We start from the raw sequence: 24871 nt of genomic DNA, 5'->3' as shown, positions 1-24871 counted from the left end.
CATTTGCGTGAGTTAAAAGGATTCATCGAACAAGGGCATACGTGGGCGATGCGCATGACCACGTTTCTGTTAGCCGCCAAGCAAGCCGTCGAAGCCCATCACGGTGCACTTTCCGAAGAAGAAGCGAAACGATGGGAACGAGTGTATGATCGCATCCTAGAAAGAGCACAGCACCGATTGGAAGCGAAGACGCCTCTTCCGAAAAAAGCACTCGCTTTTGTTCGACGGCTTTGGGATCGGTGCCTGTCACCGCCCAGGGGTGCCGCTGTTTTGGCCGTTTTCGTCCAAGCGGTGGAAAGTGCCGCTCTATCGGACGGGAAAAGGGATGGAGAAAGCATTAGTTGGCATCGCTTGGATCGCATTCGTCTATTTTGGCGTCAACGGCTTGTTTCACGAATGGTGGCAGTCATGGTTGTCGATGTGGTAACGGCGTCCGATCAAAAAAAAAAGGAAAAAAGAGGTGAGGTGGCGAATATAGTGAGAGGAACGGATTTGACTAGATAAGGGGGAGAGGAAGATGAGCGAACAATATCCTGTGCTCTCGGGCGCCGAGCCGTTTTACGCCGAAAACGGGCCGGTCGGGGTGCTGCTCGTGCACGGATTCACCGGCACGCCCCACAGCATGCGTCCGCTCGCTGAAGCGTATGCGAAAGCCGGCTATACCGTTTGCCTGCCGCGCTTAAAAGGGCACGGAACGCATTACGAAGACATGGAACGGACGACATTCCACGATTGGGTCGCCTCGGTCGAAGAAGGATATGGATGGCTGAAACAACGATGCCAAACCATTTTTGTCACCGGGCTGTCGATGGGTGGGACGCTCACGCTTTATTTGGCGGAACATCACCCAGACATCTGCGGCATCGTGCCGATTAACGCCGCTGTCGACATCCCGGCCATCGCCGCCGGGATGACGGGCGGGGGCGAGCTGCCGAGGTATCTGGATTCGATCGGTTCGGACTTGAAAAATCCGGATGTGAAAGAGCTGGCATACGAGAAAACGCCGACCGCTTCGCTTCTTCAGCTGACTAGGCTGATGGCACAGACAAAAGCGAAACTCGATCGCATCGTCTGTCCGGCGTTGATTTTTGTCTCCGACGAAGATCACGTCGTGCCGCCGGGAAACGCCGACATCATCTTTCAAGGCATTTCATCGACGGAGAAAGAGATCGTCTGCCTCCGAAACAGCTACCATGTGGCGACGCTCGATTACGATCAACCGATGATTATTGAACGGTCTCTCGAATTTTTCGCCAAGCACGCCGGATAAAACGAATCGGTATATGGCTGATCCTGTTCAAAGGAGAGGCCATTTTTTGTTTGTCGGTATTTTTGTGAAAAAATATGTGGCTGTTTTGCCGGGCTTGTTCTACACTTATAAATAGCTGGAAAAAGAATAAGGGAGTTTTCTTTGTATGAATCATATCAAACCGATCGCATTGCTCGTTGAAGAAAAACGAATCGTGGATGCCCTTGCCCAGGTGCGGCCGCTCATGGCTTCGTGGGACGAGATCGAACCGTTTCGGACGCTTGTCCGCCTGTTCGACTACGCGCTTATGTACCGGCATAGCGGGCTTGTCGCCCGGTACGCCCACCGGAAGTTCAACACGCTGCAGACGCTCGCGTGGTTGTGCGACGAATGGCTCGATCAACGCCGGCCGCTCGATGTGGAAGAGGCGCTCACTCCGCGCCTGACCGCCGCGCTCGAAGGCCGGGTGGAGGAGCCGAGGGAAAGTGCGATCGCCCGGGCGGCGTTTGCGTTGGTGCACGCTTTATTGGATATGCAGCGGATTGATGTTAGTCTAGATTATAGACACAACGAATAGAGAAATGTACAGTAAATCTATCAATGATGAGGGGTGTCTATAATGACAAGACGTTTTGATAAAGAATTCAAAATACATGCAGTAAAATTAGTGGTCGAGGAAGGAAAGGTGGTCGCTCAAACCGCAAGACAACTCGATATTTCGCCAAAAACGCTTCATAAATGGGTAGCAGATTATAAAAAAGATGATGAGCATAGCTTTGTGGGGAGTGGAAACCTCAAGCCGGAAGATCGTGAAAAGCGTGAACTTCAAAAACGCATTCGGGATCTGGAGGAGGAAAACGCGATCTTAAAAAAGGCCATGAGCATCTTCGCCAAAAACCAGAAGTAATTTATACATTCATTCATACGCATAGAAAAGAGTTTCGCGTGGCGAAGACGTGTGAAGTCTTAGGCGTTTCAAGAAGTGGATACTATGCATGGGCCAAACGACCCGAAAGTCAACAAAAGAAAAGACAGGAAGCATTGAAAAAGCAAATCAAAAAGATTCATATCGATTCAAGAGAAACGTATGGCAGTCCAAAAATCACAAAAATCCTTCAGAAACAAGGGGTTAAGGTATCTCAAAAAACGGTCCATGAAAGATGGTGATATTCGTTCAAAAACAAAGAAAAAAATAAGGTAACCACAAACTCGAAGCATCATTTGCCTGTGTATCCCAACTTATTGAATCAGCAGTTTGAAGCAGATGAGCCGAATCAAGTATGGGTAGCGGATATCACGTATATTTGGACGAAAGAAGGATGGCTGTATTTAGCTTCGGTCATGGATTTGTTTTCTCGTAAAATCGTTGGCTGGTGTCTTTCCGAGCGCATGACAAAAGAGTTAGTGATCAAAGCATTAAACCGGGCCATCAACGAGAGAAAGCCTCAACCAGGTCTGATTCACCATTCAGATCAAGGGAGCCAATATGCATCGAACGAGTATCAAGCCATTTTACGACAGCACGGAATGCAAACCAGCATGAGTCGAAAAGGAAACTGTTATGATAACGCATGTGCGGAATCGTTTCACAGCATCATCAAAAAGGAACTGATTTTCCACGAGACCTTTACAACAAGAGAAGAAGCCAAACAGCGAATTTTCGAATACCTGGAATGTTTTTATAATGCCGAGCGAATTCATTCCGCTAATGAGTACATGTCTCCGATGGCGTATGAGAAGATGCATCAGCAAGGCAAAAAGCAGTGAACTCTTCTCTCCACAAAGTCACGATATAAGAGGCATCTTTCCTTTTGAGAAGGGGAAGGGTTTACCAAACCATTCTCCTTCTCAAGAGGCCACCAAACGAAGTGCGGTAGTAGGGCTTTAAAATTTTTCTCGATTTTACGTGTCTGTTTTCTTGACATAATACCAATGTACAGCAAGACCCGTTTGTTAGACAAACACGCAGGAGGGATTTTCATGAAGAGAGCACTCATTAACATCGACTATACCGTCGATTTTATCGCCGATCATGGCGCGCTCACATGCGGGAAGCCGGGGCAGGCGATTGAAGAAGAACTTGTACGGGTGACGAAACAGTTTATCGATCGTGGAGATTTTGTTGTCTTCGCCATTGACAAACATGTGGCGGGAGATCACTACCATCCGGAAACGAAGCTGTTTCCGCCGCATAACATTGAAGGGACGGAGGGCCGAAAGCTGTACGGGGAGCTCGAAGAGGTGTATCAAGCAAATAAGCATAAAGACAACGTCTACTGGATGGACAAAACGCGCTACAGCGCGTTCGCCGGGACCGATTTGGAGCTGAAATTGCGCGAGAGAGGCATCACGGAAGTGCATTTGGTCGGCTGCTGCACCGATATTTGCGTCCTCCATACGGCGGTCGATGCATATAATAAAGGCTTTCGCATCGTCGTCCACCGGCGGGCGGTCGCGAGCTTCGACGCGGCGGGACACGAATGGGCGCTCCGCCATTTTCGCCATACGCTAGGCGCAGAAATAGTGGAATAATGGAGAAAACATGATAGAATAGACGGTCAACGTTCTTTTTCTCCATTCGGCGGCGCAGTAAGGCTCACTCCACTGTCACCGCCCGAAGTATGTCGAAAAGCTCTGCGGAGAGAAATCTCTGTAGGGCTTTTCTTTTGTCTTCCTTTTCTTTGATTAAAAAGAAAAAAGGCAAAGCGACAATGGCTTTCCCCTGAAATGGATGTGGATGATATCTAGTCATCTGAGACTTTAATCAAAACTTCTTCTCTTTTCCGTTTTATTCGTTTCCAAAGATATGGTCCAGCGAAGAATAAACGCTTTGTAACTATTCAGCCACATGATCAAGTGGGCTGAATTTAAACAGTTGGAATTTACTTTATCTTCTAATCACTCTCCCCCTTTAAAAATTAAATTTTCAACCTAAAAAACGGTTCATCCTCTCACTTTTTTACCCCATTTGTCATAAAAATTTTCCGCAAAATTCAATTTTCCACTTTTGCATTTCCCTTATTTCCCGATTTTAATCAAATTGTCCCTTATATTCTACGAAAGGATGATTTGTGTGCAATACCTCGATTTAAAAATGGATTTTATGTTTAAACAACTGTTCGGCCACCCAAGCAGAAAGTCAATCACGATGGCGTTTTTAAATGCGTTGCTACATCGGACTGGAGATGATCGCATCATCGACGTACAGTTTGAAAACACCGAACTAACGAAAGAAACAGAAGACGGTAAGACTGGACGGTTAGATGTCATCGTTCGCACAAATCGCGGCGAGCGCATTCACGTTGAAATTCAAATCATCCCACAATACGGTATGCCCGAACGGCTATTGTATTACTGGGCAAGGTTGTTTTCATCTTCACTATCGAAAGGAGAACGGTACGACATCCTCCCTCCAACGATTATGATCGCCATCTTAAATTATCCCCTTTTCCCACATGAAACAGATCGCTTCCATACCGTTTTTCACATTCGTGAAGACGAAGAACAGTTTCTTTGGAGCCATCACCTTGAATTTCATGTACTCGACTTGTCACAATTTATGGTAAAATGGAAGAAATATCGGAGAGAAGTGAAACAGTCACCGGAATGGCCATGGCTAACGATGTTGTCGGCTGTCGATGGACGAACGAAAAAAATGGATGAAGAGATGTTTCGTGAATTGGAGGGAATAGCCATGACAGAACAAGACATTTTAGAAGCGCTAGAAGAATGGCAAAACTTAAGCGTCGACCCCGAAAACCGCTACGCGTACGAAATGCGGCTGAAATGGCTCCTTGATCAACTCTCAAACATTCGCGGCAGTCGGGAAGAAGGGAGACAAGAAGGGTTGAAACAAGGTCGAGAAGAAGGAAAAAATGAAACGATTCGAAAAATGGTCGAAAAAGGAATGAGTATAACAGACGTTGCCCATATTCTCGACATGACAGAGGAGGAAGTACGGGAGCGGTTGGGGGATTAGCGAACGGTGTCGGGTGCTGTTCAACTATGTTGTGTTCCTCTTTGTCCCACGTCAATGATGTTGCACAGGTGATTGGAGAGCGATCAGAAAATCGATTCGCTGTTCAAATACGTCCTGAATTAAACCATCGAGAAGAAGTATTAAAATAAAAACCGCAGCGTTGCCTTATTGGCAGCACTGCGGTTTTTCTCTTAGCGAACGGTGCCAGGCACTGTTGTTAAAACATCAAACGCCGGGCATATGGCTATCGAAATCTAGAACGGTTTCGTTTGCGTGTATTTCTGGAGTGTACAGGGAACACTACAGGCAGTCAGGCTGCTTAAGCGCTCCCTTCTTCCGCTATCGGTATGATCGTTGGTCTGTATGCGGAAGAAGGATCCTGACTGATGAACCTATTTCATCCAGCTAACATGTTTCTAGGATTGAGTAGAAATCACAGAAAATGGTGAAGACCCAGAATTTTTTGATGTAGCTAATTAAATGAATCGCACGGTAAATATTGGGTTGATTTTTTTAAATTCCATTCTTTTTTTGTTTTTCATTCAAATAAATACTTGAATAATAAAAGGAATGATGTATAATATATTCAAACGGAAATTTGAATATGAAAGGGGGATAATTAATGAGTAAGAAAGATACATGTGAAATTTATTGTTATGACGAAGAAAAAGTCAATCGAATACAAGGGGAATTGCAAAAAGAAGATATATCCAGTGTTGTCCTGTTGTTTAAAGCACTGGCAGATGAAAATAGGGCAAAAATTGCCTATTCACTTTGCCAAGATGAAGAGTTATGTGTATGTGATATTGCCAATATCATTGGGGCTTCTGTTGCAACCACTTCCCATCATTTACGGACCCTTTATAAACAAGGGATTGTAAAGTATCGAAAAGAAGGAAAGCTAACATTTTATTCGCTGGATGATGACCATATTAAGCAGTTAATCATGATTGCGTTAGCACATGAGAAAGAGGTGAAAGTCCATGTCTGAACAACAAGCAAAATTATCTAAATCAGAAGCGAAAACCTACCGTGTTCAAGGATTTACTTGTGCAAACTGTGCAGCAAAGTTTGAAAATAACGTAAAAGCATTGCCAGGTGTTCAAGATGCTAAAGTAAACTTTGGAGCATCTAAAATTACCGTTTGGGGTACAACAACCATCGAAGAATTAGAAAAAGCAGGGGCTTTTGAAAACTTAAAGATTCGGGAAGATAAAGAAAAAGCAGTCAAGCGTGAACCTTTTTGGAAGCAAAAAGAGAATATTAAAGTGTACATTTCCGCCGTTTTGCTTGTGATCAGTTGGTTTTTAGGGAAGCAATACGGAGAAGAGCATATCTTTGCGACAATTGGATATGCTGCAGCAATTTTAATCGGTGGATATTCGCTATTTATAAAAGGTTTCAAAAACCTAGTTCGATTACAGTTTGATATGAATACGCTGATGACAGTGGCGATTTTAGGAGCTGCAGCAATTGGTGAATGGGGAGAAGGTGCAACGGTTGTTATTCTATTCGCCATTAGTGAAGCCTTAGAGCGTTATTCCATGGATAAAGCTCGTCAATCCATTGAATCGTTGATGGATATTGCTCCAAAAGAAGCATTAATTCGTCGCGGAAATGAAGAAATGATGGTCCCTGTTGACGATATTCAAGTCGGAGATATTATGATCGTAAAGCCTGGTCAGAAATTAGCGATGGATGGAATCGTCATCAAGGGTACATCTACGCTAAATCAGGCTGCCATTACGGGAGAAAGTGTTCCAGTAACCAAAACAGTCGGTGATGAAGTCTTTGCAGGAACATTGAATGAAGAAGGGTTATTGGAAGTAAAAGTTACAAAACGAGTGGAAGATACAACTCTTTCGAAAATCATCCATTTAGTGGAAGAAGCTCAAGCAGAACGAGCACCTTCTCAAGCGTTTGTAGATCGGTTTGCCAAATACTATACACCAGCCATTATCATTTTTGCTCTTTTACTAGCCGTTATTCCGCCATTATTTATGGGTGCTGATTGGAGCGAATGGATTTATCGGGGTCTAGCTGTATTAGTAGTTGGTTGTCCGTGTGCGCTGGTCATTTCCACTCCTGTTGCGATTGTAACCGCCATTGGAAATGCAGCGAAAAACGGGGTGCTAATTAAAGGTGGTATTTATTTAGAGGAAGCAGGAAACTTAAAAGTGATTGCTTTTGATAAAACAGGAACATTAACAAAAGGTATTCCTTCCGTCACCGATGTAGTCACTTATAATGGCAATGAAAATGAACTAATGACCATTACAGCAGCCATTGAAAAAGGCTCACAACATCCACTTGCTTCCGCCATTATAAGAAAAGCAGAAGAAGATGGATTGAATTTTAATGATGTATCGGTTGAAGAATTCCAATCCATTACAGGTAAAGGGGTCAAAGCCAAAGTAAATAACGCAATGTATTATGTCGGAAGTCCAGGTCTTTTTGAAGAACTTCTTCCAAATGGCATCCAATCAGAAATAAAAGAACAAATTACAACCCTTCAAACACAAGGGAAAACGGTCATGGCGTTAGGAACGGAAAAAGAAATTCTGGCGTTAATTGCCGTGGCAGACGAAATAAGAGAATCATCCAAAGAGGTTATTCGAAAACTTCATCAAGTCGGTATTGAAAAAACGGTGATGTTGACAGGGGATAACCAAAGAACAGCCGAAGCCATCGGAAAACAAGTCGGCGTTTCCGACATTAAAGCCGATTTACTTCCAGAAGATAAACTGAATTTCATCAAAGAGCTTCGCGACAAGTATCGAAGTGTTGCGATGGTTGGAGATGGTGTGAACGATGCACCAGCTCTTGCAGCTTCAACCGTTGGTGTGGCAATGGGTGGTGCTGGAACCGATACAGCCCTAGAAACAGCCGATATTGTCTTAATGTCTGATGATTTAAGCAAATTGCCATATACGATTAAATTGAGCCGCAAAGCTTTAGCGATTATTAAGCAAAACATTACTTTCTCTTTAGGGATTAAGGCATTGTCATTACTGTTAATTGTGCCTGGTTGGTTAACGCTATGGTTAGCGATATTTGCCGATATGGGAGCAACATTAATCGTAACATTAAACAGCATGCGATTGCTAAAAGTTAAAGAATAGGCTCTTCACCACAAGTTGTACTTGATCATTTAAGGTGGGTGTGCATAGAGGGTACAAAAAATGCGAATTTTCCTGTATGGTAAAGGTGACCAAACCGAACCATGGAGGGAAATTCGCATGTACTCTCAGTTTATCAAAGAACTCATCGATTGACCAGATGTTTTGATTCAAAAGGTGCGAAAAGAAGGGGAACGTTGGATTTTCGAACTTTCTCTACCCGAACAATGCCCGTTATGTCCTGTCTGCTTGAAGCGCACGATCAAAATGACAGACAAAAAGAAGCAATGGATGCATGGCTATGCTCAGCGAATCGGAATTTTTTGGATCGAACTTCTTGTCGAGCGCAGACGTTGTCGTACGTGCGGCGTGACGTTCAGCACGTCGTATCCAGCCATCTCTCCTCGAAGTGTGGCGACCGATGCGTTTCAGCGATGGGTCGCGCAATCTTGCATCGGAACATCCATTCAGGCGGTGGCTCGTATGCTCAAGCTGCCTTACACGACCGTTGAACGATGGTTTTATACCCATGCCCCTTCCTTCCTATCGAATGACGTCCAACCAAAGGCGGTTTGTGTCGATGAGTTTGCTTTTCGAAAAGGGCACGACTATGGAGTGGCGATCATGGATGCCGAAACGGGAGAAGTGTATGCCATGGAAGCAGGAAAGAACGAGGAAGCCATTGGGCGTGCATTGGCTCATGTGTCTCGTTCCGTTCAGTATGTCGTGGGTGATTTGGCTCCAGCGATGAAAAAAGCGATTCAACGGGTTTGCCCAGAGGCGACACATGTCGTCGACTATTTCCACGTCATTCAGCTGTTTACCGATGCGTTAGAACGATGTCGCAAATATTTGGGCAAAGGAGGCAAGAAACACGGAAATGTTCGTTCCGTTTGCCGTTTATTGAGCCAATGTCCAGAGAAATTAACAGAGGAAGAACGTCAAATCATACGAGAATGGTGTAATGAAAGTGGTGACTTAAAGTCTTTTTACCTTAAACGGTGCCAGGCACTGTTCGTAATGCAAAAGATATGTTTGTGAGATTGGGTAAAAATTACAATATTTCCTTGGTCGAATGGAATCACGATATGGACCATGTGCATATTTTGTTCAAAGCACATCCAAATAGTGAATTATCCAAGTTCATCAATGCCTATAAAAGTGCAAGTTCTCGGCTGATCAAAAAGCATTTTCCGCAAGTGAAAAGAAAACTGTGGAAAGAATATTTTTGGTCAAGAAGCTTTTGCCTGCTTACAACGGGTGGTGCGCCCATTGAAGTAATCAAAAAATATATCGAAAATCAAGGTATGAAGTGATGTGGTGTCGATATGGCAAACAAAGCCTATCAGTTCCGTCTATACCCAACAAAAGAACAAGAAGAATTGCTCGCCAAAACCTTCGGTTGTGTCCGTTTTGTGTATAACAAAATGCTTGAAGAACGCATACAAATGTTTGAAAAGTTCAAGGACGATAAAGAATCCTTGAAACAACAAACATTTCCGACCCCTGCCAAGTACAAAAAGGAGTTTCCTTGGCTAAAAGAAGTGGACAGCCTTGCGCTGGCAAATGCTCAACTAAATTTGCAGAAAGCGTTTCAACACTTCTTTTCTGGCCGCGCTGGATTTCCCAAGTTCAAAAACCGCAAGGCGAAACAGTCGTACACCACAAATATGGTAAATGGCAACATCAAGCTTTCAGATGGCTATATCAAGCTGCCCAAACTGAAATGGATCAAGTTCAAGCAACACCGGGAGATTCCTGCCCACCATATCATCAAGTCTTGTACGATCACGAAAACCAAAACAGGAAAATACTATATTTCGATTCTCACAGAGTACGAACATCAACCTGCCCTAAAAGAAGTACAAACGGTTGTTGGGCTTGACTTTTCCATGAGTACGCTGTATGTCGATAGCGAGGGTAAGAGAGCCAATTATCCTCGATTCTATCGCAAAGCATTGGAAACATTAGCGAAAGAACAGCGTAAATTGTCTCGTAAAAAGAAAGGCTCGAATCGTTGGCACAAACAGCGTCTGAAAGTAGCGAAGCTGCATGAGAAAATGGCCAACCAGCGCAAGGACTTTCTGCATAAGGAGTCGCACAAATTAGCGAAACGGTATGATTGCGTGGTCATCGAAGACCTCAACATGAAAGGGATGTCACAAGCCCTCCATTTCGGTCAACGCGTTCATGACAACGGCTGGGGCATGTTTATCACTTTCCTTCGGTACAAATTGGAAGAACAGGGGAAGAAGCTGATCAAAATTGACAAATGGTTCCCCTCGTCCAAAACGTGTTCGTGCTGCGGTCGAGTCAAGGAGTCTCTATCGCTTTCTGAACGTACATTCCGCTGTGAATGTGGATTCGAGAGCGACAGGGACGTCAATGCGGCTATCAATATCAAACATGAGGGCATGAAACGATTGGCGATTGTCTAACTTGTCCTCGAACCGTGGGGCACACGGGGATCGCTCGGTCAACTTCCCATCATGAGATGGGATTACCCGAGAAGCCCCCACCTCTAAGCGAAGCGTAGGTGGTGGGAGTATGTCACTCTATTTTACTATAAAAACAAAAGATCGTTCATTCCACTGTTGAAAAATAGAAAATTTTTATATTAAAAATCAATTTGTTCATTAAGGAAAATCAACAAAACACACATCGTGAAAATAAAAGAATAGAAAAATCAGAAAAATTTGATACAATGAAAAATAACCATCGTATAGGGGTGAAGAACATGTATATGTACTTGTTTGAGAACGATCAACCAGTTGCTTGCTTCTAAGACGGGGCAAGCGCACGTTCCGTCTTGTAGAAAAAAGAAAAAAGACGGAGGGAAGCTTGATGAGAAAAACGCTTTTCGGTTCGTTGTATTTGTCGCTTGCGGCGAGCATTTGGGGTGGCATGTATGTCGTGAGTAAATATGTGCTCGATTACGTTCCGCCATTTACGCTCGTATGGCTTCGTTATGCGATTGCTTTTTTTGTATTATGGGCAATTTTACAGGTGCAACGTGTTCCGGTACCAAAAGAAAAAGAAGATTGGAAGCATATCATATCGATTGGGATCGTCGGGTATGTCGTTTCTATTTCCTTACAGTTTGTCGGGACGAAATGGTCAGATGCGCATACGGCTTCGCTCATTACGTCAGCAACCCCTGCGTTTATTGTCATTTTTGCTCGTTGGATGTTAAATGAAGCGCTAACGTTACGAAAACTAAGTGCGCTTCTGCTTGCGACGGCAGGGGTTGTTGTCGTTGTTGGATTTGGTAAAGGGGAGACGACCTCGTTTTTTGGAAACGTGCTACTCGTTGGAGCGGCAGTAACGTGGGCGCTTTTATCGGTGCTTGTCAAAATCGCATCGGATCGCCTGTCGGTATTAGTCATGACGACTTATGCGATTTTTGTCGCATGGATTGGTACAACACCGATGATGGTATGGGAATGGTGGCAAGTGACGCCTGTAACTTTTTCGTTTCCTGTTGTGCTTGGGGTCATTTATCTCGGCGTTGTGTCAACCGCAGGGGCGTTTTTTCTTTGGAATAAAGGGATGGAAATGATGGATGCTAGTATCGGTTCGCTCTTTTTCTTTTTCCAGCCGCTTGTCGGTTCTTTGTTCGGTTGGCTGTTTTTACATGAGCAATTACATGTTTCATTTTGGATTGGTGGGACGCTTATTATTGTCGGAGTTATTGTTGCTGTGTTTGAGAAAAAGTAAAGGAAGACAGCGTGAATGAGAGGGGTTTCCTCTCTTTTTGCATATGGTCGATGAAAGAAATAAATACAATAAATCATATTAAAGTTGTAATAAAAATAATATTGTATTGTTATTCAGCTAACAGTATAACGAAACGGATGACGAAAACCACGAAGAAGATAAATGGTTGAATAGTTACGAAAGTCAGCGTCTAGCTGGCTTTTTTTCTTTTTGGTGACATAAAAAATTTTACCACTTCTTCGTTGAACGTGATGTACAAAAACGGATCGGCTTATGAGATTTCTCTTAGGAATACAAGCGACGCTTGTTATAAAAAACGTAACTTTTGGTGAATGATTAATAAATTGGGAATTTCTCATAATTGTTTGACAATTTTCTAGGTGTATATGTTATTATTAATTATAGTATTGTGTTTTTATAAAAAAGAAAAAGGGGTGTTATCATTGAAGAAACTACGCAGTCGAGTTTTATTCGCCTTGCTGTTAGCGTTTACAATGATTGTCACGGCATGTAACGGGGGGAACGAGCAAGGAAGTAGCGGAGGAGAGAAGGAGAAAGTTAAAAGCATTAGCATTTTAACAGGTGGTACAGGTGGTACATATTATCCACTCGGTGGAGCGATGGCGAGCATCATTCAAGAGGAGACAGGAATTAACGCGAACGCACAATCTTCAGGTGCTTCTGCGGAAAATATGAACACGTTAAAACAAGGAGAGGCGGAGGTGGCGTTTGCACAAACAGATATCGCTTCTTACGCATTGAATGGGGAATTAATGTTTGAAGGAAATAAAGTGGAAAACGTGCAAGCGATCGGTACGCTTTATCCAGAAACAGTTCAAATCGTCACAACAAAAGATAGTGGCATTGAATCGGTTGAAGACTTAAAAGGAAAGAAAGTATCGATTGGCGCCCCAGGGTCTGGAGTTAGCGCAAACGCACAACAAATTTTAGAAATTCACGGTATTTCGTTAGATGATATTAAAGTACAAAACTTGTCTTTTGATGAGTCTGTAGACGGCATTCAATCAGGCAGCATCGATGCGGCGTTCGTTACAGCTGGTACGCCAACTGGGGCAGTAGAAGCATTAGCGGCTCAAAAAGAAGTGAAAATTATACCGATTTCTGCTGAGAAAGTGAAACAATTGATTGAAAAATATCCGTTCTACGCGGAAGATACAATTCCTGCTGGTACGTATGGAATTGATTCAGACGTTACAACTGTGGCAGTTAAAGCGATGCTTGTTGCTCGCAAAGACTTAGATGAAGAGACAGTATACAATATTACAAAAGCTATTTTTGAAAACACAGATAAAATTACGCATGCGAAAGGAAAGCTAATTAAAGCTGAAACAGCGCTTGATGGCATCGGCAACATTCCGTTGCATCCAGGAGCCGAAAAATACTTTGCTGAAAAAGGCGTAAAATAACGGAAATGCGATGATAGACCGACGTTGCTCGGTCTATCGTTTCGTTTTGTTTAAAGGTGAATGGTGATGTCTTTGCTAAAACGTTTCTTTTTTTTGCCCCTGTTCATCATCCTTGCTTGCTTGTTCTTCTTTCCTTATAAGCAAGTAATTGCGTTTTATTTCGAAGATTCCGATCGTCTCATCGCATTTTTTCCGATCGCTGAATCGCAAACGTTTCAAATCGTTTATACACATTCAATTCATTTCACCGATGTTGTCGAAACATATACGATATTCGAAAAAGAACTCGTACTTACAGAGTTGATGTATGAGAACTTTGCGGTTGGAATGCCATCGAATGCGGAAGGGAATGAAGTGTTCGAACAAAGAGACGGGAAGTACGCCATTACAAATATGAACCGTCGCTTTCAAACGATTGATCTCCGCATCGGACAAGTTCGGGCCAATCATCGCCTCATCTACAAAGGAAAAGAAGTTGTGCTCGGTGAGAAAATCGGTTATGGCAAGTGGGTGAGAATCGTTCCAACTCGAATCAGTTTATGGCAACAGTTGAAAGGAGTGAACATCATTGACGAATGAGAAGGTTGACGTATTATCAGCTGAGGAACAGCAAAAAATATTAGAAAAATACGATCCTGAATCGAATACGCGCAAATTGACAGGTGGCTTTCAAAAAGTTGTGTTTGCGGGATTGTTAGCTTTTTCACTGTTTCAGTTGTATACGGCTATTTTTGGCGTCTTTACTGCGCAAATTCAACGTTCCATTCACTTAGGATTTGCGTTAGCCCTCATTTTTCTTTTATTTCCTGCTCGGCGCGGAAAAAGAAAGAGCGGGAAACTTCAAGTAGCATGGTACGACATCGTGCTCGCTTTATTAAGTATTTACGTCGGTTTATATTGGCCGCTCCATATTGATAAGATCGTCATGCGTGTCGGCATGTTATCCGATCAAGATTTTTACACAGGCGTTTTGGCAGTTTTGCTTGTGTTAGAAGCGACGCGTCGCGCGGTCGGTTTGCCGATTACCATAATCGCGACCTTATTTTTACTGTACGGTTACTTCGGAGAAATGATGCCGGGCTTTTTGCGTCATAGCGGTTTGAGTTTGCAGCGTCTCGTGCAAACGATGTTTTTTACGACGGAAGGAATTTTAGGAACGCCATTAGGTGTATCGTCGACATTTATTTTCCTCTTCTTATTGTTTGGTTCGTTTCTCGTGAAAACAGGTGTTGGGCAATATTTCAACGATTTAGCAGTGGCGATTGCTGGTCGGAGCACAGGAGGACCGGCAAAAGTAGCCATCTTCTCTAGTGCGCTACAAGGAACGATTAGCGGAAGTTCTGTCGCAAACGTTGTGACGTCAGGGTCTTTTACAATTCCGATGATGAAAAAGCTCGGCTATAAGAAAGAGTTTGCCGGAGCGGTTGAGGCCGCAGCGTCAACAGGTGGGCAGTTGATGCCGCCAATTATGGGAGCGGCAGCGTTTCTTATGGTCGAGTTTATCGGTGGCGGGCTCACTTATTGGGATATCGCAAAGGCAGCTGCGATTCCAGCCGTCTTATATTTCGCAGGCATTTGGATTATGACGCACTTTGAAGCTAAGCGCATCGGTTTAAGTGGACTGTCAAAAGAAGAAATGCCAAATCGAAAAGAAGTGTTTAAGAAAATATATTTACTTATTCCGATTGTTTCGGTCATCGTCTTGTTGATGGCTGGTGTGACTGTTACGCATGCGGCGCTATATTCCATCGCTATCGCCATCGTCGTCGGATTTATAAACCGCGATTCGAATATGAAACTTGTCGATATCGTTTATGCGCTTGTAGACGGAGCGCGGACAGCGTTAGGGGTCGCCGCCGCTACTGCAGCTGCCGGAATTATTGTCGGCATCGTGACGAAAACAGGATTAGGGTTAAAGCTCGCAAACGGATTGCTTGATATTGCAGGAGGGCATTTATTGCCGACTTTATTTTTAACGATGATTGCGGCGATCGTTTTAGGAATGGGTTCACCGACGACTGCCAACTATGTCATTACGTCAACGATTGCGGCACCGGCAATTATTTTACTCGGTGTTCCTGATTTATCAGCACATTTATTCGTCTTCTACTTCGGTATTATTGCGGACATTACTCCTCCAGTTGCGCTTGCAGCGTTTGCGGCAGCGGGAGTATCGGGGGGAGAACCGATTCGAACGGGTATTCAGTCTGCTAAATTGGCGATTGCAGCCTTTATCATTCCGTATATGTTCGTTTTATCTCCACAGCTGCTTATGATTGATACAACGATGACCGAGTTAGTTTGGGTTGTTTTTACATCTATCATAGGGATGGTTTCGATCGGTGCAGGGATGGTTGGACATTGGATGCGCAGTTTGCATTGGATTGAGCGAGTCGTTGCGGTTGGTGCCGGTGTGATGCTCATTAACCCGACTGTTTGGTCAGATGTCATCGGGCTCGGTAGTTTTGCGATTTTACTTGCTTTACAATTCATTTGGAAACGCGATGCCCATCAACATACGAAAGGAAAATAAAAGGAATCCTTTGCGACAAGCAAAGGATTCTTTTTTGGATCGACGGGAGTGGTGTTGCTTTAGGTGTCATCGGTATCATGCGTTCTATCTTTTCTTTTGGTAGCAACATGCTAGAAAGATCCCACGCCAATTGAGGGCTTTCCCAAACTAAAATCCGCGGTGTGGGAGATGGTCTACCCCAAGTTCAGCGAGTTTTTCTTTTGCTTCCTCGATCAATTCTTGCGCTTTTGCTTTTGTATCTTCGTCTAAGTTAGTGAGTAATTCGTTGAGTTTATCCTCTTTTTTAGGGAAAGAGATGCCGAGTGCTTCAAGCTGTTGTTTTGCTTGTTCCCGAGTAATCTCTCCAGCTTTTTGTTTTTCGAAAATGGCTTGCGCTTTTGCTTTTGTATCTTCGTCTAAGTTAGCGAGCAGACGGCTGAATTTATCGCCTTTTTCAGGGAACGTGACCCCTAAGCTTGCTAAGTTTGTTTTCAATTCTTCCATAATCGCCTGTACTTTTTGTTTTGTCGCTTCGTCTAACATATGTTTCTCGTAAACTAGCGAACGGTGCCAGGCACTGTTCGTAATTTGTACGTTATTGTACATTGCCGTTTCACTCGTATTAACAGGTATTGTTCCGTATGATCAGCTAGGCGTAAAAAATCCGGTAGCATTTGCTTTAAACTACATCCAACAAGATTGGGTCGCTGGATTTATTTCACTTGGAGCAATTACAGGAATTACAACAGTATTGCTCGTTATGATGTACGGTCAAACTCGTTTATTCTATGCAATTAGCCGTGACGGATTGTTGCCAAAAGTATTTTCACGTGTTAGCTCAGTTAGACAAGTTCCGTTTGTGAACACATGGCTAACAGGTTTATTAGTTGCGTTCTTTGCAGGAGTTGTACCATTAAATAAACTTGCAGAATTAACAAATATCGGAACATTGTTCGCGTTTATCGTCGTTTCAATGGGTGTTCTTGTTTTACGTAAAACGCAGCCAGATTTAAAACGGGCGTTTAAAACACCACTCGTTCCACTTGTGCCATTATTGGCGGTGGCGTTCTGCGGCTATTTAGTGCTTCAATTGCCGTTAACGACGTGGATCGGTTTCGTGACTTGGTTATTGATTGGTCTTGTGATTTACTTCACCTACGGACGCAAACATAGCACGCTAAACGAAAAAGCTTCTGCTAGCGAATGATGAACAAAGGTCTTTGCTACATGTTAGCAAAGACCTTTTTACATAGCGTCAAAGTTGACTGTATGGTTGTTTTTTTTATATCCTTCTGTTTAAGGTTGTGCAATATGTTGAATTCTATAAATAAGTAGTAAGCAGGAGGTAAGGTGCAATTCCTCCCCGTGCCTAAAGGCAGGGGCTTCCTTGCGTAAGTTTCGTGACGAACTTAGGTGAATATTTATTGCTTGGTCATATTATAATATTGTAGTCTTTGAAATTCATTTATCACAAGGTCTATGAGATGAGGTGGGTTATGGAAAATTGGATTATACATATTATAGAACAATACGGGTACATCGGCATTCTCTTTTTAATTGCGTTGGAAAACGTATTTCCCCCGATCCCTTCTGAAGTGATTTTAACTTTTGGCGGATTCATGACGACAAAAACGAATTTAACGATCGGTGGCGTAGTAGTTGCATCGACGCTAGGTTCTGTGTTTGGGGCTGCAATCCTTTACGGTGTCGGTTTGTTGATGGATATTGAGCGGCTCGGAAAAATCGTTGACAAATGGGGACATATTCTCCGCCTGACGAAAAAAGATGTCGATCATGCGAATGCTCGCTTTTTAAAATACGGGGTGTGGGCGGTATTTTTATGCCGTTTTATTCCTTTAATAAGAAGTTTAATTTCCATCCCAGCTGGCATGGCGCGCATGAAATTTAGCATCTTTTTATTGTTGACAACGATTGGTACAGCCATTTGGAATATTGTACTCATTAAAATTGGCGCGATGGTTGGCGAATCGTGGGAAAATATTGTCGAGTATATGGACATGTATTCACATGCTGTTTATGCGTTGTTAATCGTTCTTTTTATTGCTTTTATTGTGTGGTTAATGAAAAAGAAAAGAGCTTAAGTCAACTACCCAACGACTAAAGCCGTGGGCTTGCAACTCCCCAGAAGTGCAAGCGGATGTTATCCTCCTTCCTTCACTTGGGGTTGCATCAGGGCGGTTGACAACTACCCAACAACAAAAATGAACATCCCCCACTTTCACTTGTCCAAGTGGGGGATTGTTTTATAGTGACGTATACACGCTTAATACAAGCACCGCAACGAAAACGACGATCATGACGTTAGCGCCGAGTGAAGCGGTGAGTACGGCGCTAAAAAAGCCGAGAATGCCAAACCACGGATCGTCTTGGATAAGAAAAATGCCTGGGATAATGAGCGCACCAAGCGTAGCGTATGGTACGTTTCGCAACACGCCGCGCCAAAACGGCGACAAGTCGATGCGATGAAAAAGCGTCAATGGAAGCATGCGCGGAATGTATGTGACGATGCCCATGCCGAGAATGATAAAAATGATGTCACTGCGCATATTCCGTCTCCTTTCCTTTCTCGGCAAGCCATTGGATGACCACAGCCGATACAATCGTGGCGATGACGATCGCCCATCCTTTTGGGACGTTGAGCCATAAGAAGAGCGCGCAGTTCATTAGCCCGGAACTGATCGCGAGCCAAAGCGCTTTTCGCTCTGTTTTGATGGCTGGGACTAACAAGCCGATAAACATCGCATACAAGGCGACAGATAAGCTTTGTTGTACGTTTTCCGGCAAATATGCGCCGACGATATGCCCGATCGCAGAGTTGATTACCCAGCTGCTGTAAGAAATAAAAATAAGCCCGAACATATACGAAGCGGAGACGGTTCCTTCTTTCATCGCAGCGACAGAAAACGTTTCGTCCGTTATGCCGAATGCGTACAACGCTTTTTTCCAAAGCGACTCGCGTTCGGCTTTTTCGTTTAATGATGCCGACATTAAAAAATGGCGAATGTTTAAAATAAATGTCGTTAAAATGATTTCAAATGCGCCTGTCCCAAGAGAAAGTAAATTGAGCGAAATGTATTGCGCCGCCCCCGCAAATACAATCATGCTCATCAGCGTTGTTTCTACAATCGAAAGTCCTGTCGACTTGGCTAACAAGCCAAATGTGAGCGCAACGGGCGCATATCCAATCGCAATGGCGATTCCTGCTTTGACACCACTATGAAACATATGTATCCCCCCTTCTTGTGTATTTTCTTAAAATTTTTTCTATTTCGCAAGGATATACTTTAAATATGAAACTTTTTTCTTATTTTTCCGTATAGTAAGCTATCCGTTATGAAGGGGATGATAACCATGCTGAAAAAATTGCTTGAGATGCTTTTACACAAAAATATGCACAAGCATCGTTACAGCAGCAGTGACCGTTATACGTACCGTCCGCATCGCCATCCGTCGCAATACGGATACAAACATTATAAAAAGAAGCATCGTAGCCATAGCGTATTTTCTAGCTTTTTTGGCAGTTCATGATTTTTATTGAAAAGCCGTATCGGGAAGGAACGGTCGTAAACGGGCGATACACGATTGAAGCGCGGCTCGGTGAAGGAAGCTACGGGATAACATATGTGGCGCGCGATGAGGAGACGAACCAGCTTGTCGTTGTAAAGCAAATGAAGCGAACGAAAAAAAAGAAGCGAATCGCATCGTTTGAACGAGAAGCGCATATCTTAAAAAAGCTCAATCATCCACAAATTCCGAAGTTATATGATATGTTCGATGTGCGCGGCATTCCGCATCTTGTCATGGAATATATCGATGGAGATACGATCGAGACGCTTATTTTTGAGAAAAAACAAACGTATGGGGAAAAAGAAGCGTTTTCGTTATTGGCGGATGTGTTACGTGTCGTGCAATACATTCACGCGCACGGCATTGTGCATCGCGATTTGCGCATTCCGAACATCGTTTTTCGTAATGGGGTTGTGTATGTCCTAGATTTCGGTCTTGCGCGCTTTTTACATGAAAAAAACGAACGGTTGTTTACACTTGAACAGCGGCTAAGGCGAAGCATTCATGTAAAGAGCGACATATACGCTCTTGGCCATTTTTTACTGTTTTTGTTATATTCGGCTTATGAGCCAAAAGAGGGCGAAGAAAAAAGCTGGGAAGAGGAGCTATCGCTCACAAAAGAAGCACGCCACGTGTTGCGACGCATGTTGCAGCTAGATAGACCATATGCGTCTGTTAAGCACTTAGCCATGGATGTTGCACGGATCGTTCAGTAGGCGTTTTGAGGCGCCTATTTTTTATGTTTTTCAAGTTCGCGTTTCGCACGAATAAAAGCTACAAGCTGCATCACTTCGTCTTCCGTTAACGGTTCGCCGTCTACTGTCAGTCGAACCGTCGGGCGAGTGAGCTCAATCGACGGTTGTTCCTCGTCTGTTGCCCCGAGTAAGTAGTCTGTCGTTGTGCCAAACAACGTCGCCAGCTCCTTGACCGCTTCGAGCGACGGCTGGCGATAACCGGACTCATATCCGGCGTATGTGCTTTTTGCGATATTGAGTTGATCGGCAATATATTGCAACGACCATTGCTTTCTTTTTCTTAATTCCGATAATCGTTTTGAAATCATCATGTTTCTCCCCCTTATTGCTGTTCGCGAAATGAATAAAAACACTTGTTATTTTCTTTTTTTCTGAATATAATTGAAGTGAATGTACGCGAATCGCGAACGAATGTATTTATAGTTTACAATACACGACACAAAGAATACAATAGATGACTTAAAATCGCCATATTTGAGGTCAACAACCCAATGACTAAAGTCATGGGCTTGTAAGCCCCATGTTGACCAGACCAAGGCTTGAAACAGAGCCTACGTTATAGATGTCATGACACGTTCGGGTGCTTCTCCAGCCCGTTCCTCTGTCGTGCAAGATTAAACAAGCGTGGTGGGTGGCGCTAGTGTCTTGCACATAACAAGCATCTATAACATGGTCGAGGAGAATATGACCTGCTTTATGCAGAGGAAAGGGGAATACCCTATGGTTTTTGTGTTAGACACAAATAAGTGTCCGCTTGCTCCTTGTCACGAAGCAGTTGCGAGAAAGCTGTTGAAACAAGGGAAGGCAGCGATCTACAAACGCTATCCATTTACGATTATTTTAAAAGAAATTGTCGATAATTTTCGACCGAAAACACCGTATCGGCTCAAAATCGATCACGGAAGCAAACACACAGGACTTGCGATTTTGCGAGGACAAGAAGTGGTATGGTTAGGGCAACTTGACCATCGCACAGACATCAAGGAAAGAATGGATAAAAGGCGTGCTTTTCGTCGAGCAAGACGAAATCGAAAAACTCGATACAGAAAACCACGTTTTCTTAATCGTAGGAGAAAAGACGGGTGGTTGCCGCCATCACTAGAGAGTCGCGTGCAAAATATCCAAACATGGGTTAACCGCCTAAAGAAGTTATGCCCCATTGGGTATATATCATACGAAAATACCAAATTCGACACGCAACTCATGCGAAATCCTGAAATCAGCGGCATTGAGTATCAGCAAGGCACGCTTCAAGGATACGAAGTAAGAGAATACTTGCTTGAAAAGTTTGGGCGGAAGTGTTGTTATTGCGGAAAAGAAAATGTTCCACTTGAAGTGGAGCATATCATTCCAAAATCGAGAGGTGGAACAGACCGAGTGGATAACCTATGTCTTGCCTGTCATGACTGTAATCAGCGCAAAGGAAGTAAGACAGCAGAAGAATTCGGGTATCCGCACATTCAAAAGCAAGTCAAAGAATCATTAAAAGATGCAAGTGCTGTCAACTCGACAAGGTGGAAAGTGTATGAAGTGTTAAAACAAAGCGGATGCGAAGTAGAGTGTGGAACAGGTGCACGAACGAAAATGAATCGTATTCGTTTAGACTTGCCGAAAACACACTATTTTGACGCTTGTTGCGTGGGAGAAAGCACACCAAATCACTTATATTTCAAAACAAAAGAAGTGTTATTCATTAGAGCAAAGGGGCGTGGTAGTCGTTCACGCACAAACCTAGATAGATATGGCTTCCCAAGAGGTTATCTTGCAAGACAAAAGTTCTTCTTTGGCTTCCAAACAGGGGACATGGTTAAGGCTGTTATCCCAAGAGGGAAATATCAAGGCGTTTGGTTTGGCGAAGTATCATGCAGAAAGACTGGAAGTTTCGATATTAAAGGTAAGGACGGTAAACGTATCGCACAAGGAATAAATTATAGATATGTCCAAGTCATTCAGCGATTTGACGGATATGCTTATAGAAAGGAGGAAGCGGAACTTGCATAAGGCGCAATTCCTCCCCGTGCCTAAAGGCAGGGGCTTCCTTGCGTAAGTTTCGTGACGATGATGAAAAAAATTTTGTTGCTTGCGACAGGCGGCACAATTGCTTCGGTGCCGAGCGAAGAAGGATTGACACCGAAACTAACCGCAAAAGAATTAACAAGCTACATTACGATCGAAAATCAGCCGTATCGGTTACATAGTCAAATTTTAATGAACATCGATAGCACGAATATGCAGCCAGAACATTGGCGAGACATTGCGGAGGCGATTTATACACATTACGACCAATACGATGGTTTCGTCGTCACACATGGGACAGATACGATGGCGTATACGGCGGCCGCGTTGTCATATATGCTTCAAAACAGCCAAAAACCGATTGTGTTAACTGGCTCACAAGTGCCGATCGGTTTTCCGAAAACGGATGCGAAAAAAAATATACGCGATGCGCTCCGTTTTGCGTGTGAAGACGTCGGAGGGGTGTTTGTCGTTTTCGATGGGCGCGTCATTTTAGGAACGAGAGCAGTCAAAATGCGGACGAAAAGTTATGACGCATTTGAAAGCATTAACCATCCGTACGTCGCTTACATTCATCACGATCGCATCAATTATCAATACGAACTGCCAAAGCCGAGCGGCGAGTTGCAATTTGATACGTCGCTTTGCCCGGACGTGTTTTTACTGAAGCTTCATCCGGGCACGAAGCCGGAAATATTCGATTACATTCGCCACTTATATCGCGGCGTCATTATCGAAAGTTTTGGAAGCGGCGGTGTGCCGTTTCAAGGGCGTAATTTGTTGCCGAAAATAAAGGAGCTAATTGATGATGGCATGGCCGTTGTCATTACGACGCAATGTTTAGAAGAAGGAGAAGATTTAACATTATATGAAGTTGGGCGAAAAGTAGCGCAAAACACAGTTATTTTATCAGGGGATATGAATACGGAAGCGATCGTGCCGAAGCTCATGTGGGCGTTAGGAAAAACGACGAATGTGCTTGACGTAAAAAAGATAATGGAAACACCGATTGCCAATGATATGACAGAAAAACATGAAGAAAGTTGGGATGCATAGATGTTGCAAACGAAAGCAGTACGACTTGAACGAGATTTGCTTGGCGAAAAAGAAATTCCGTACGATGCTTATTATGGTATTCAAACGATGCGTGCCGCAGAAAACTTCCCGATTACCGGTTATCGTCTCCATCGCGAACTCATTCAAGCGATGGCGATCGTGAAAAAAGCGGCGGCGCTCGCGAATATGGAAACAGGTCAACTTCCGCGGCGCATCGGTGAAGCGATCGTGAAAGCAGCCGAGGAAGTGATCGCAGGACAATGGCACGATCAATTTATCGTCGATCCGATTCAAGGTGGCGCAGGAACGTCGATTAATATGAACACAAACGAAGTGATCGCGAATCGCGCACTTGAATGGTTAGGGGAGCGAAAAGGAAATTATCATATCATTAGCCCAAATACGCACGTCAATATGTCGCAATCAACAAACGATGTGTTTCCGACTGCCATTCATATTGCGGTGCTGAAGATGATGAACCAATTGCTTCAGACGATGGAACATATGCACGATGTGTTCGCCGATAAAGCGAAACAGTTTGACCATGTCATTAAAATGGGGCGGACGCATTTACAAGATGCCGTTCCGATTCGGCTCGGACAAGAATTTGACAAGAATTTGAAGCGTATCGTCGCGTCGTAAAGCGCGATATGGAGCGCATTGCCCATTCGCGCCAACATTTGTACGAAGTGAATATCGGTGCAACGGCTGTCGGAACGGGATTAAATGCCGATCCCGCCTATATTGAGCGCGTCATTTTTCATCTCGTTCGTTTGACCGACTTGCCGCTCGTGCGTGCAGCACATCTCGTCGATGCGACGCAAAATACAGATGCTTATACGGAAGTGTCAGCCGCTTTAAAAATATGTATGATTAATATGTCAAAAATCGCAAACGATCTTCGTCTCATGGCGTCTGGTCCGCGGGCAGGGCTTGGAGAAATTACGTTGCCTGCCCGTCAGCCGGGATCGTCGATTATGCCGGGGAAAGTGAATCCGGTTATGGCGGAAGTCGTCAACCAAGTGGCGTTTCAAGTGATCGGAAACGATCATACAATTTGTTTAGCGTCAGAAGCTGGTCAGTTAGAATTAAACGTCATGGAGCCTGTGCTCGTTTTTAACTTACTTCAGTCGCTCCATATGATGGACAACGTATTCCGCGTGTTTACAGACTACTGTTTAGCTGGCATTGAAGCGAACGAAGAGCGAATGAAGCAACACGTCGAAAATAGCATCGGCGTCATTACAGCTGTCAATCCGTACATCGGTTACGAAGCGGCATCGCGCATCGCAAAAGAAGCGCTTCGCACAGGAAAATCGGTGCGCGAGCTATGTTTGGAGTACGATTTGTTGAATGAAAAGCAATTACATGATATTTTAGACCCGTATGCCATGACAAGTCCGGGCATTGCAGGAAAATAACATGAAGCGATAGAGAAAAGGAAGGGTACAAC

The 24871-nt window shown here is 43.9% G+C and carries 19 protein-coding genes and 7 pseudogenes; 22 read left to right on the top strand and 4 right to left on the bottom strand.

Going from position 1 to position 24871, the window contains the following annotated elements:
• The 15 genes and pseudogenes from ETB99_RS13240 to ETB99_RS13170 all read left to right on the top strand — a co-directional run.
• Window positions 1–240 (top strand): annotated as a pseudogene (locus ETB99_RS13240) (IS66 family transposase); the annotation flags it as partial.
• A gap of 277 nt (window positions 241–517) precedes the next feature.
• Complete coding sequence (locus tag ETB99_RS13235; RefSeq protein WP_043968362.1) at window positions 518–1270, top strand: alpha/beta hydrolase; 753 nt, start codon at window positions 518–520, stop codon at window positions 1268–1270.
• 145 nt (window positions 1271–1415) lie between these two features.
• A pseudogene (locus ETB99_RS13230) lies at window positions 1416–1811 on the top strand (hypothetical protein); the annotation flags it as partial.
• A 57-nt stretch (window positions 1812–1868) separates the two neighbouring features.
• A pseudogene (locus ETB99_RS13225) lies at window positions 1869–3016 on the top strand (IS3 family transposase).
• Window positions 3017–3229: 213 nt separating this feature from the next.
• Window positions 3230–3781, top strand: coding sequence for a cysteine hydrolase family protein (locus tag ETB99_RS13220; protein WP_014195912.1), 552 nt, complete (start codon window positions 3230–3232; stop codon window positions 3779–3781).
• Between the two features lie 541 nt (window positions 3782–4322).
• Complete coding sequence (locus ETB99_RS13215; protein WP_277392378.1) at window positions 4323–5228, top strand: Rpn family recombination-promoting nuclease/putative transposase; 906 nt, start codon at window positions 4323–4325, stop codon at window positions 5226–5228.
• Window positions 5229–5850: 622 nt separating this feature from the next.
• Entirely contained in the window at window positions 5851–6219 is a 369-nt protein-coding gene (locus ETB99_RS13210) for an ArsR/SmtB family transcription factor (RefSeq protein ID WP_171700801.1), read from the top strand.
• Window positions 6212–8350, top strand: coding sequence for a heavy metal translocating P-type ATPase (locus ETB99_RS13205; protein WP_171700800.1), 2139 nt, complete (start codon window positions 6212–6214; stop codon window positions 8348–8350). The genes ETB99_RS13210 and ETB99_RS13205 overlap by 8 nt, the downstream gene beginning before the upstream one ends.
• 162 nt (window positions 8351–8512) lie before the next feature.
• Window positions 8513–9340: pseudogene (locus tag ETB99_RS13200) on the top strand (ISL3 family transposase); the annotation flags it as partial.
• A 29-nt stretch (window positions 9341–9369) separates the two neighbouring features.
• Window positions 9370–9663, top strand: a pseudogene (gene tnpA / locus ETB99_RS13195) (IS200/IS605 family transposase); the annotation flags it as partial.
• A gap of 12 nt (window positions 9664–9675) precedes the next feature.
• Entirely contained in the window at window positions 9676–10785 is a 1110-nt protein-coding gene (locus tag ETB99_RS13190; protein WP_171700799.1) for an RNA-guided endonuclease InsQ/TnpB family protein, read from the top strand.
• A gap of 406 nt (window positions 10786–11191) precedes the next feature.
• Entirely contained in the window at window positions 11192–12064 is an 873-nt protein-coding gene (locus ETB99_RS13185; RefSeq protein ID WP_077429075.1) for a DMT family transporter, read from the top strand.
• A 443-nt stretch (window positions 12065–12507) separates the two neighbouring features.
• Complete coding sequence (locus tag ETB99_RS13180; protein WP_256368191.1) at window positions 12508–13491, top strand: TAXI family TRAP transporter solute-binding subunit; 984 nt, start codon at window positions 12508–12510, stop codon at window positions 13489–13491.
• A 66-nt stretch (window positions 13492–13557) separates the two neighbouring features.
• Window positions 13558–14070, top strand: coding sequence for a DUF1850 domain-containing protein (locus tag ETB99_RS13175; RefSeq protein ID WP_171700797.1), 513 nt, complete (start codon window positions 13558–13560; stop codon window positions 14068–14070).
• Entirely contained in the window at window positions 14060–16024 is a 1965-nt protein-coding gene (locus tag ETB99_RS13170) for a TRAP transporter permease (RefSeq protein ID WP_171700796.1), read from the top strand. Before ETB99_RS13175 ends, ETB99_RS13170 begins: the two co-directional genes overlap by 11 nt.
• A gap of 147 nt (window positions 16025–16171) precedes the next feature.
• Here the strand turns inward: ETB99_RS13170 and ETB99_RS13165 are convergent, their stop codons facing one another.
• Window positions 16172–16609, bottom strand: coding sequence for a hypothetical protein (locus ETB99_RS13165; protein WP_171700795.1), 438 nt, complete (start codon window positions 16607–16609; stop codon window positions 16172–16174).
• On the opposite strand from ETB99_RS13165, the pseudogene ETB99_RS13160 reads away from it, so the two are divergent.
• Together ETB99_RS13160 and ETB99_RS13155 are read left to right on the top strand one after the other, a co-directional pair.
• A pseudogene (locus tag ETB99_RS13160) lies at window positions 16578–17210 on the top strand (APC family permease); the annotation flags it as partial. The gene ETB99_RS13165 and the pseudogene ETB99_RS13160 sit on opposite strands and share 32 nt — an antisense overlap.
• A 289-nt stretch (window positions 17211–17499) precedes the next feature.
• The gene (locus tag ETB99_RS13155) at window positions 17500–18105 is read left to right on the top strand and encodes a DedA family protein (RefSeq protein WP_128999949.1); all 606 of its coding nucleotides are present in this window, start codon (window positions 17500–17502) and stop codon (window positions 18103–18105) included.
• A gap of 162 nt (window positions 18106–18267) precedes the next feature.
• Here the strand turns inward: ETB99_RS13155 and ETB99_RS13150 are convergent, their stop codons facing one another.
• Both ETB99_RS13150 and ETB99_RS13145 read right to left on the bottom strand, forming a co-directional pair.
• Window positions 18268–18570, bottom strand: a complete 303-nt coding sequence (locus ETB99_RS13150; RefSeq protein WP_128999950.1) for an AzlD domain-containing protein — start codon at window positions 18568–18570, stop codon at window positions 18268–18270.
• Window positions 18560–19249 carry an AzlC family ABC transporter permease gene (locus ETB99_RS13145; RefSeq protein ID WP_004891551.1) on the bottom strand — a complete coding sequence of 230 codons (690 nt, stop codon included), beginning with the start codon at window positions 19247–19249 and terminating at the stop codon, window positions 18560–18562. Before ETB99_RS13145 ends, ETB99_RS13150 begins: the two co-directional genes overlap by 11 nt.
• Before the next feature lie 126 nt (window positions 19250–19375).
• Between ETB99_RS13145 and ETB99_RS13140 the strand changes: the two genes are divergently transcribed.
• Complete coding sequence (locus ETB99_RS13140; RefSeq protein WP_003399256.1) at window positions 19376–19552, top strand: hypothetical protein; 177 nt, start codon at window positions 19376–19378, stop codon at window positions 19550–19552.
• Window positions 19549–20307: a serine/threonine protein kinase gene (locus ETB99_RS13135; RefSeq protein ID WP_128999951.1), complete on the top strand. Its 759-nt coding sequence runs from the start codon at window positions 19549–19551 to the stop codon at window positions 20305–20307. The genes ETB99_RS13140 and ETB99_RS13135 overlap by 4 nt, the downstream gene beginning before the upstream one ends.
• 14 nt (window positions 20308–20321) lie before the next feature.
• Here the strand turns inward: ETB99_RS13135 and ETB99_RS13130 are convergent, their stop codons facing one another.
• The gene (locus ETB99_RS13130) at window positions 20322–20654 is read right to left on the bottom strand and encodes a helix-turn-helix domain-containing protein (RefSeq protein WP_129000939.1); all 333 of its coding nucleotides are present in this window, start codon (window positions 20652–20654) and stop codon (window positions 20322–20324) included.
• Between the two features lie 412 nt (window positions 20655–21066).
• Here ETB99_RS13130 and iscB point away from each other — a divergent pair, with 412 nt between their 5' ends.
• From iscB to aspA, 3 genes and pseudogenes are all read left to right on the top strand, one after another.
• Window positions 21067–22347, top strand: a complete 1281-nt coding sequence (gene iscB, locus ETB99_RS13125; RefSeq protein WP_128999952.1) for an RNA-guided endonuclease IscB — start codon at window positions 21067–21069, stop codon at window positions 22345–22347.
• 60 nt (window positions 22348–22407) lie between these two features.
• On the top strand, window positions 22408–23418 hold the full coding sequence (locus tag ETB99_RS13120) for an asparaginase (protein ID WP_171700803.1): 1011 nt from the start codon (window positions 22408–22410) through the stop codon (window positions 23416–23418).
• Window positions 23419–24839: pseudogene (gene aspA, locus ETB99_RS13115) on the top strand (aspartate ammonia-lyase). It begins immediately after the preceding gene.
• Window positions 24840–24871 lie beyond the last annotated feature (32 nt).

This window comes from Anoxybacillus sp. CHMUD (assembly GCF_013096965.1).
Lineage (GTDB): Bacteria > Bacillota > Bacilli > Bacillales > Anoxybacillaceae > Anoxybacillus > Anoxybacillus kestanbolensis_A.
Note: the sequence above shows the minus strand (reverse complement) of the source record. Positions and strands in the feature narration are given on the sequence as shown.

Bases quoted from the DNA above. Each gene is read 5' to 3' on its own strand.
- ETB99_RS13190 (WP_171700799.1), top strand. From the start codon at position 9,676: ATGGCAAACAAAGCCTATCAGTTCCGTCTATACCCAACAAAAGAACAA.
- ETB99_RS13205 (WP_171700800.1), top strand. From the start codon at position 6,212: ATGTCTGAACAACAAGCAAAATTATCTAAATCAGAAGCGAAAACCTAC.
- ETB99_RS13135 (WP_128999951.1), top strand. From the start codon at position 19,549: ATGATTTTTATTGAAAAGCCGTATCGGGAAGGAACGGTCGTAAACGGG.
- ETB99_RS13130 (WP_129000939.1), bottom strand. From the start codon at position 20,654: ATGATTTCAAAACGATTATCGGAATTAAGAAAAAGAAAGCAATGGTCG.
- ETB99_RS13155 (WP_128999949.1), top strand. From the start codon at position 17,500: ATGGAAAATTGGATTATACATATTATAGAACAATACGGGTACATCGGC.
- ETB99_RS13120 (WP_171700803.1), top strand. From the start codon at position 22,408: ATGAAAAAAATTTTGTTGCTTGCGACAGGCGGCACAATTGCTTCGGTG.
- ETB99_RS13145 (WP_004891551.1), bottom strand. From the start codon at position 19,249: ATGTTTCATAGTGGTGTCAAAGCAGGAATCGCCATTGCGATTGGATAT.
- ETB99_RS13220 (WP_014195912.1), top strand. From the start codon at position 3,230: ATGAAGAGAGCACTCATTAACATCGACTATACCGTCGATTTTATCGCC.
- ETB99_RS13175 (WP_171700797.1), top strand. From the start codon at position 13,558: ATGTCTTTGCTAAAACGTTTCTTTTTTTTGCCCCTGTTCATCATCCTT.
- ETB99_RS13185 (WP_077429075.1), top strand. From the start codon at position 11,192: ATGAGAAAAACGCTTTTCGGTTCGTTGTATTTGTCGCTTGCGGCGAGC.
- iscB (WP_128999952.1), top strand. From the start codon at position 21,067: ATGGTTTTTGTGTTAGACACAAATAAGTGTCCGCTTGCTCCTTGTCAC.
- ETB99_RS13150 (WP_128999950.1), bottom strand. From the start codon at position 18,570: ATGCGCAGTGACATCATTTTTATCATTCTCGGCATGGGCATCGTCACA.
- ETB99_RS13140 (WP_003399256.1), top strand. From the start codon at position 19,376: ATGCTGAAAAAATTGCTTGAGATGCTTTTACACAAAAATATGCACAAG.
- ETB99_RS13235 (WP_043968362.1), top strand. From the start codon at position 518: ATGAGCGAACAATATCCTGTGCTCTCGGGCGCCGAGCCGTTTTACGCC.
- ETB99_RS13165 (WP_171700795.1), bottom strand. From the start codon at position 16,609: ATGTACAATAACGTACAAATTACGAACAGTGCCTGGCACCGTTCGCTA.
- ETB99_RS13210 (WP_171700801.1), top strand. From the start codon at position 5,851: ATGAGTAAGAAAGATACATGTGAAATTTATTGTTATGACGAAGAAAAA.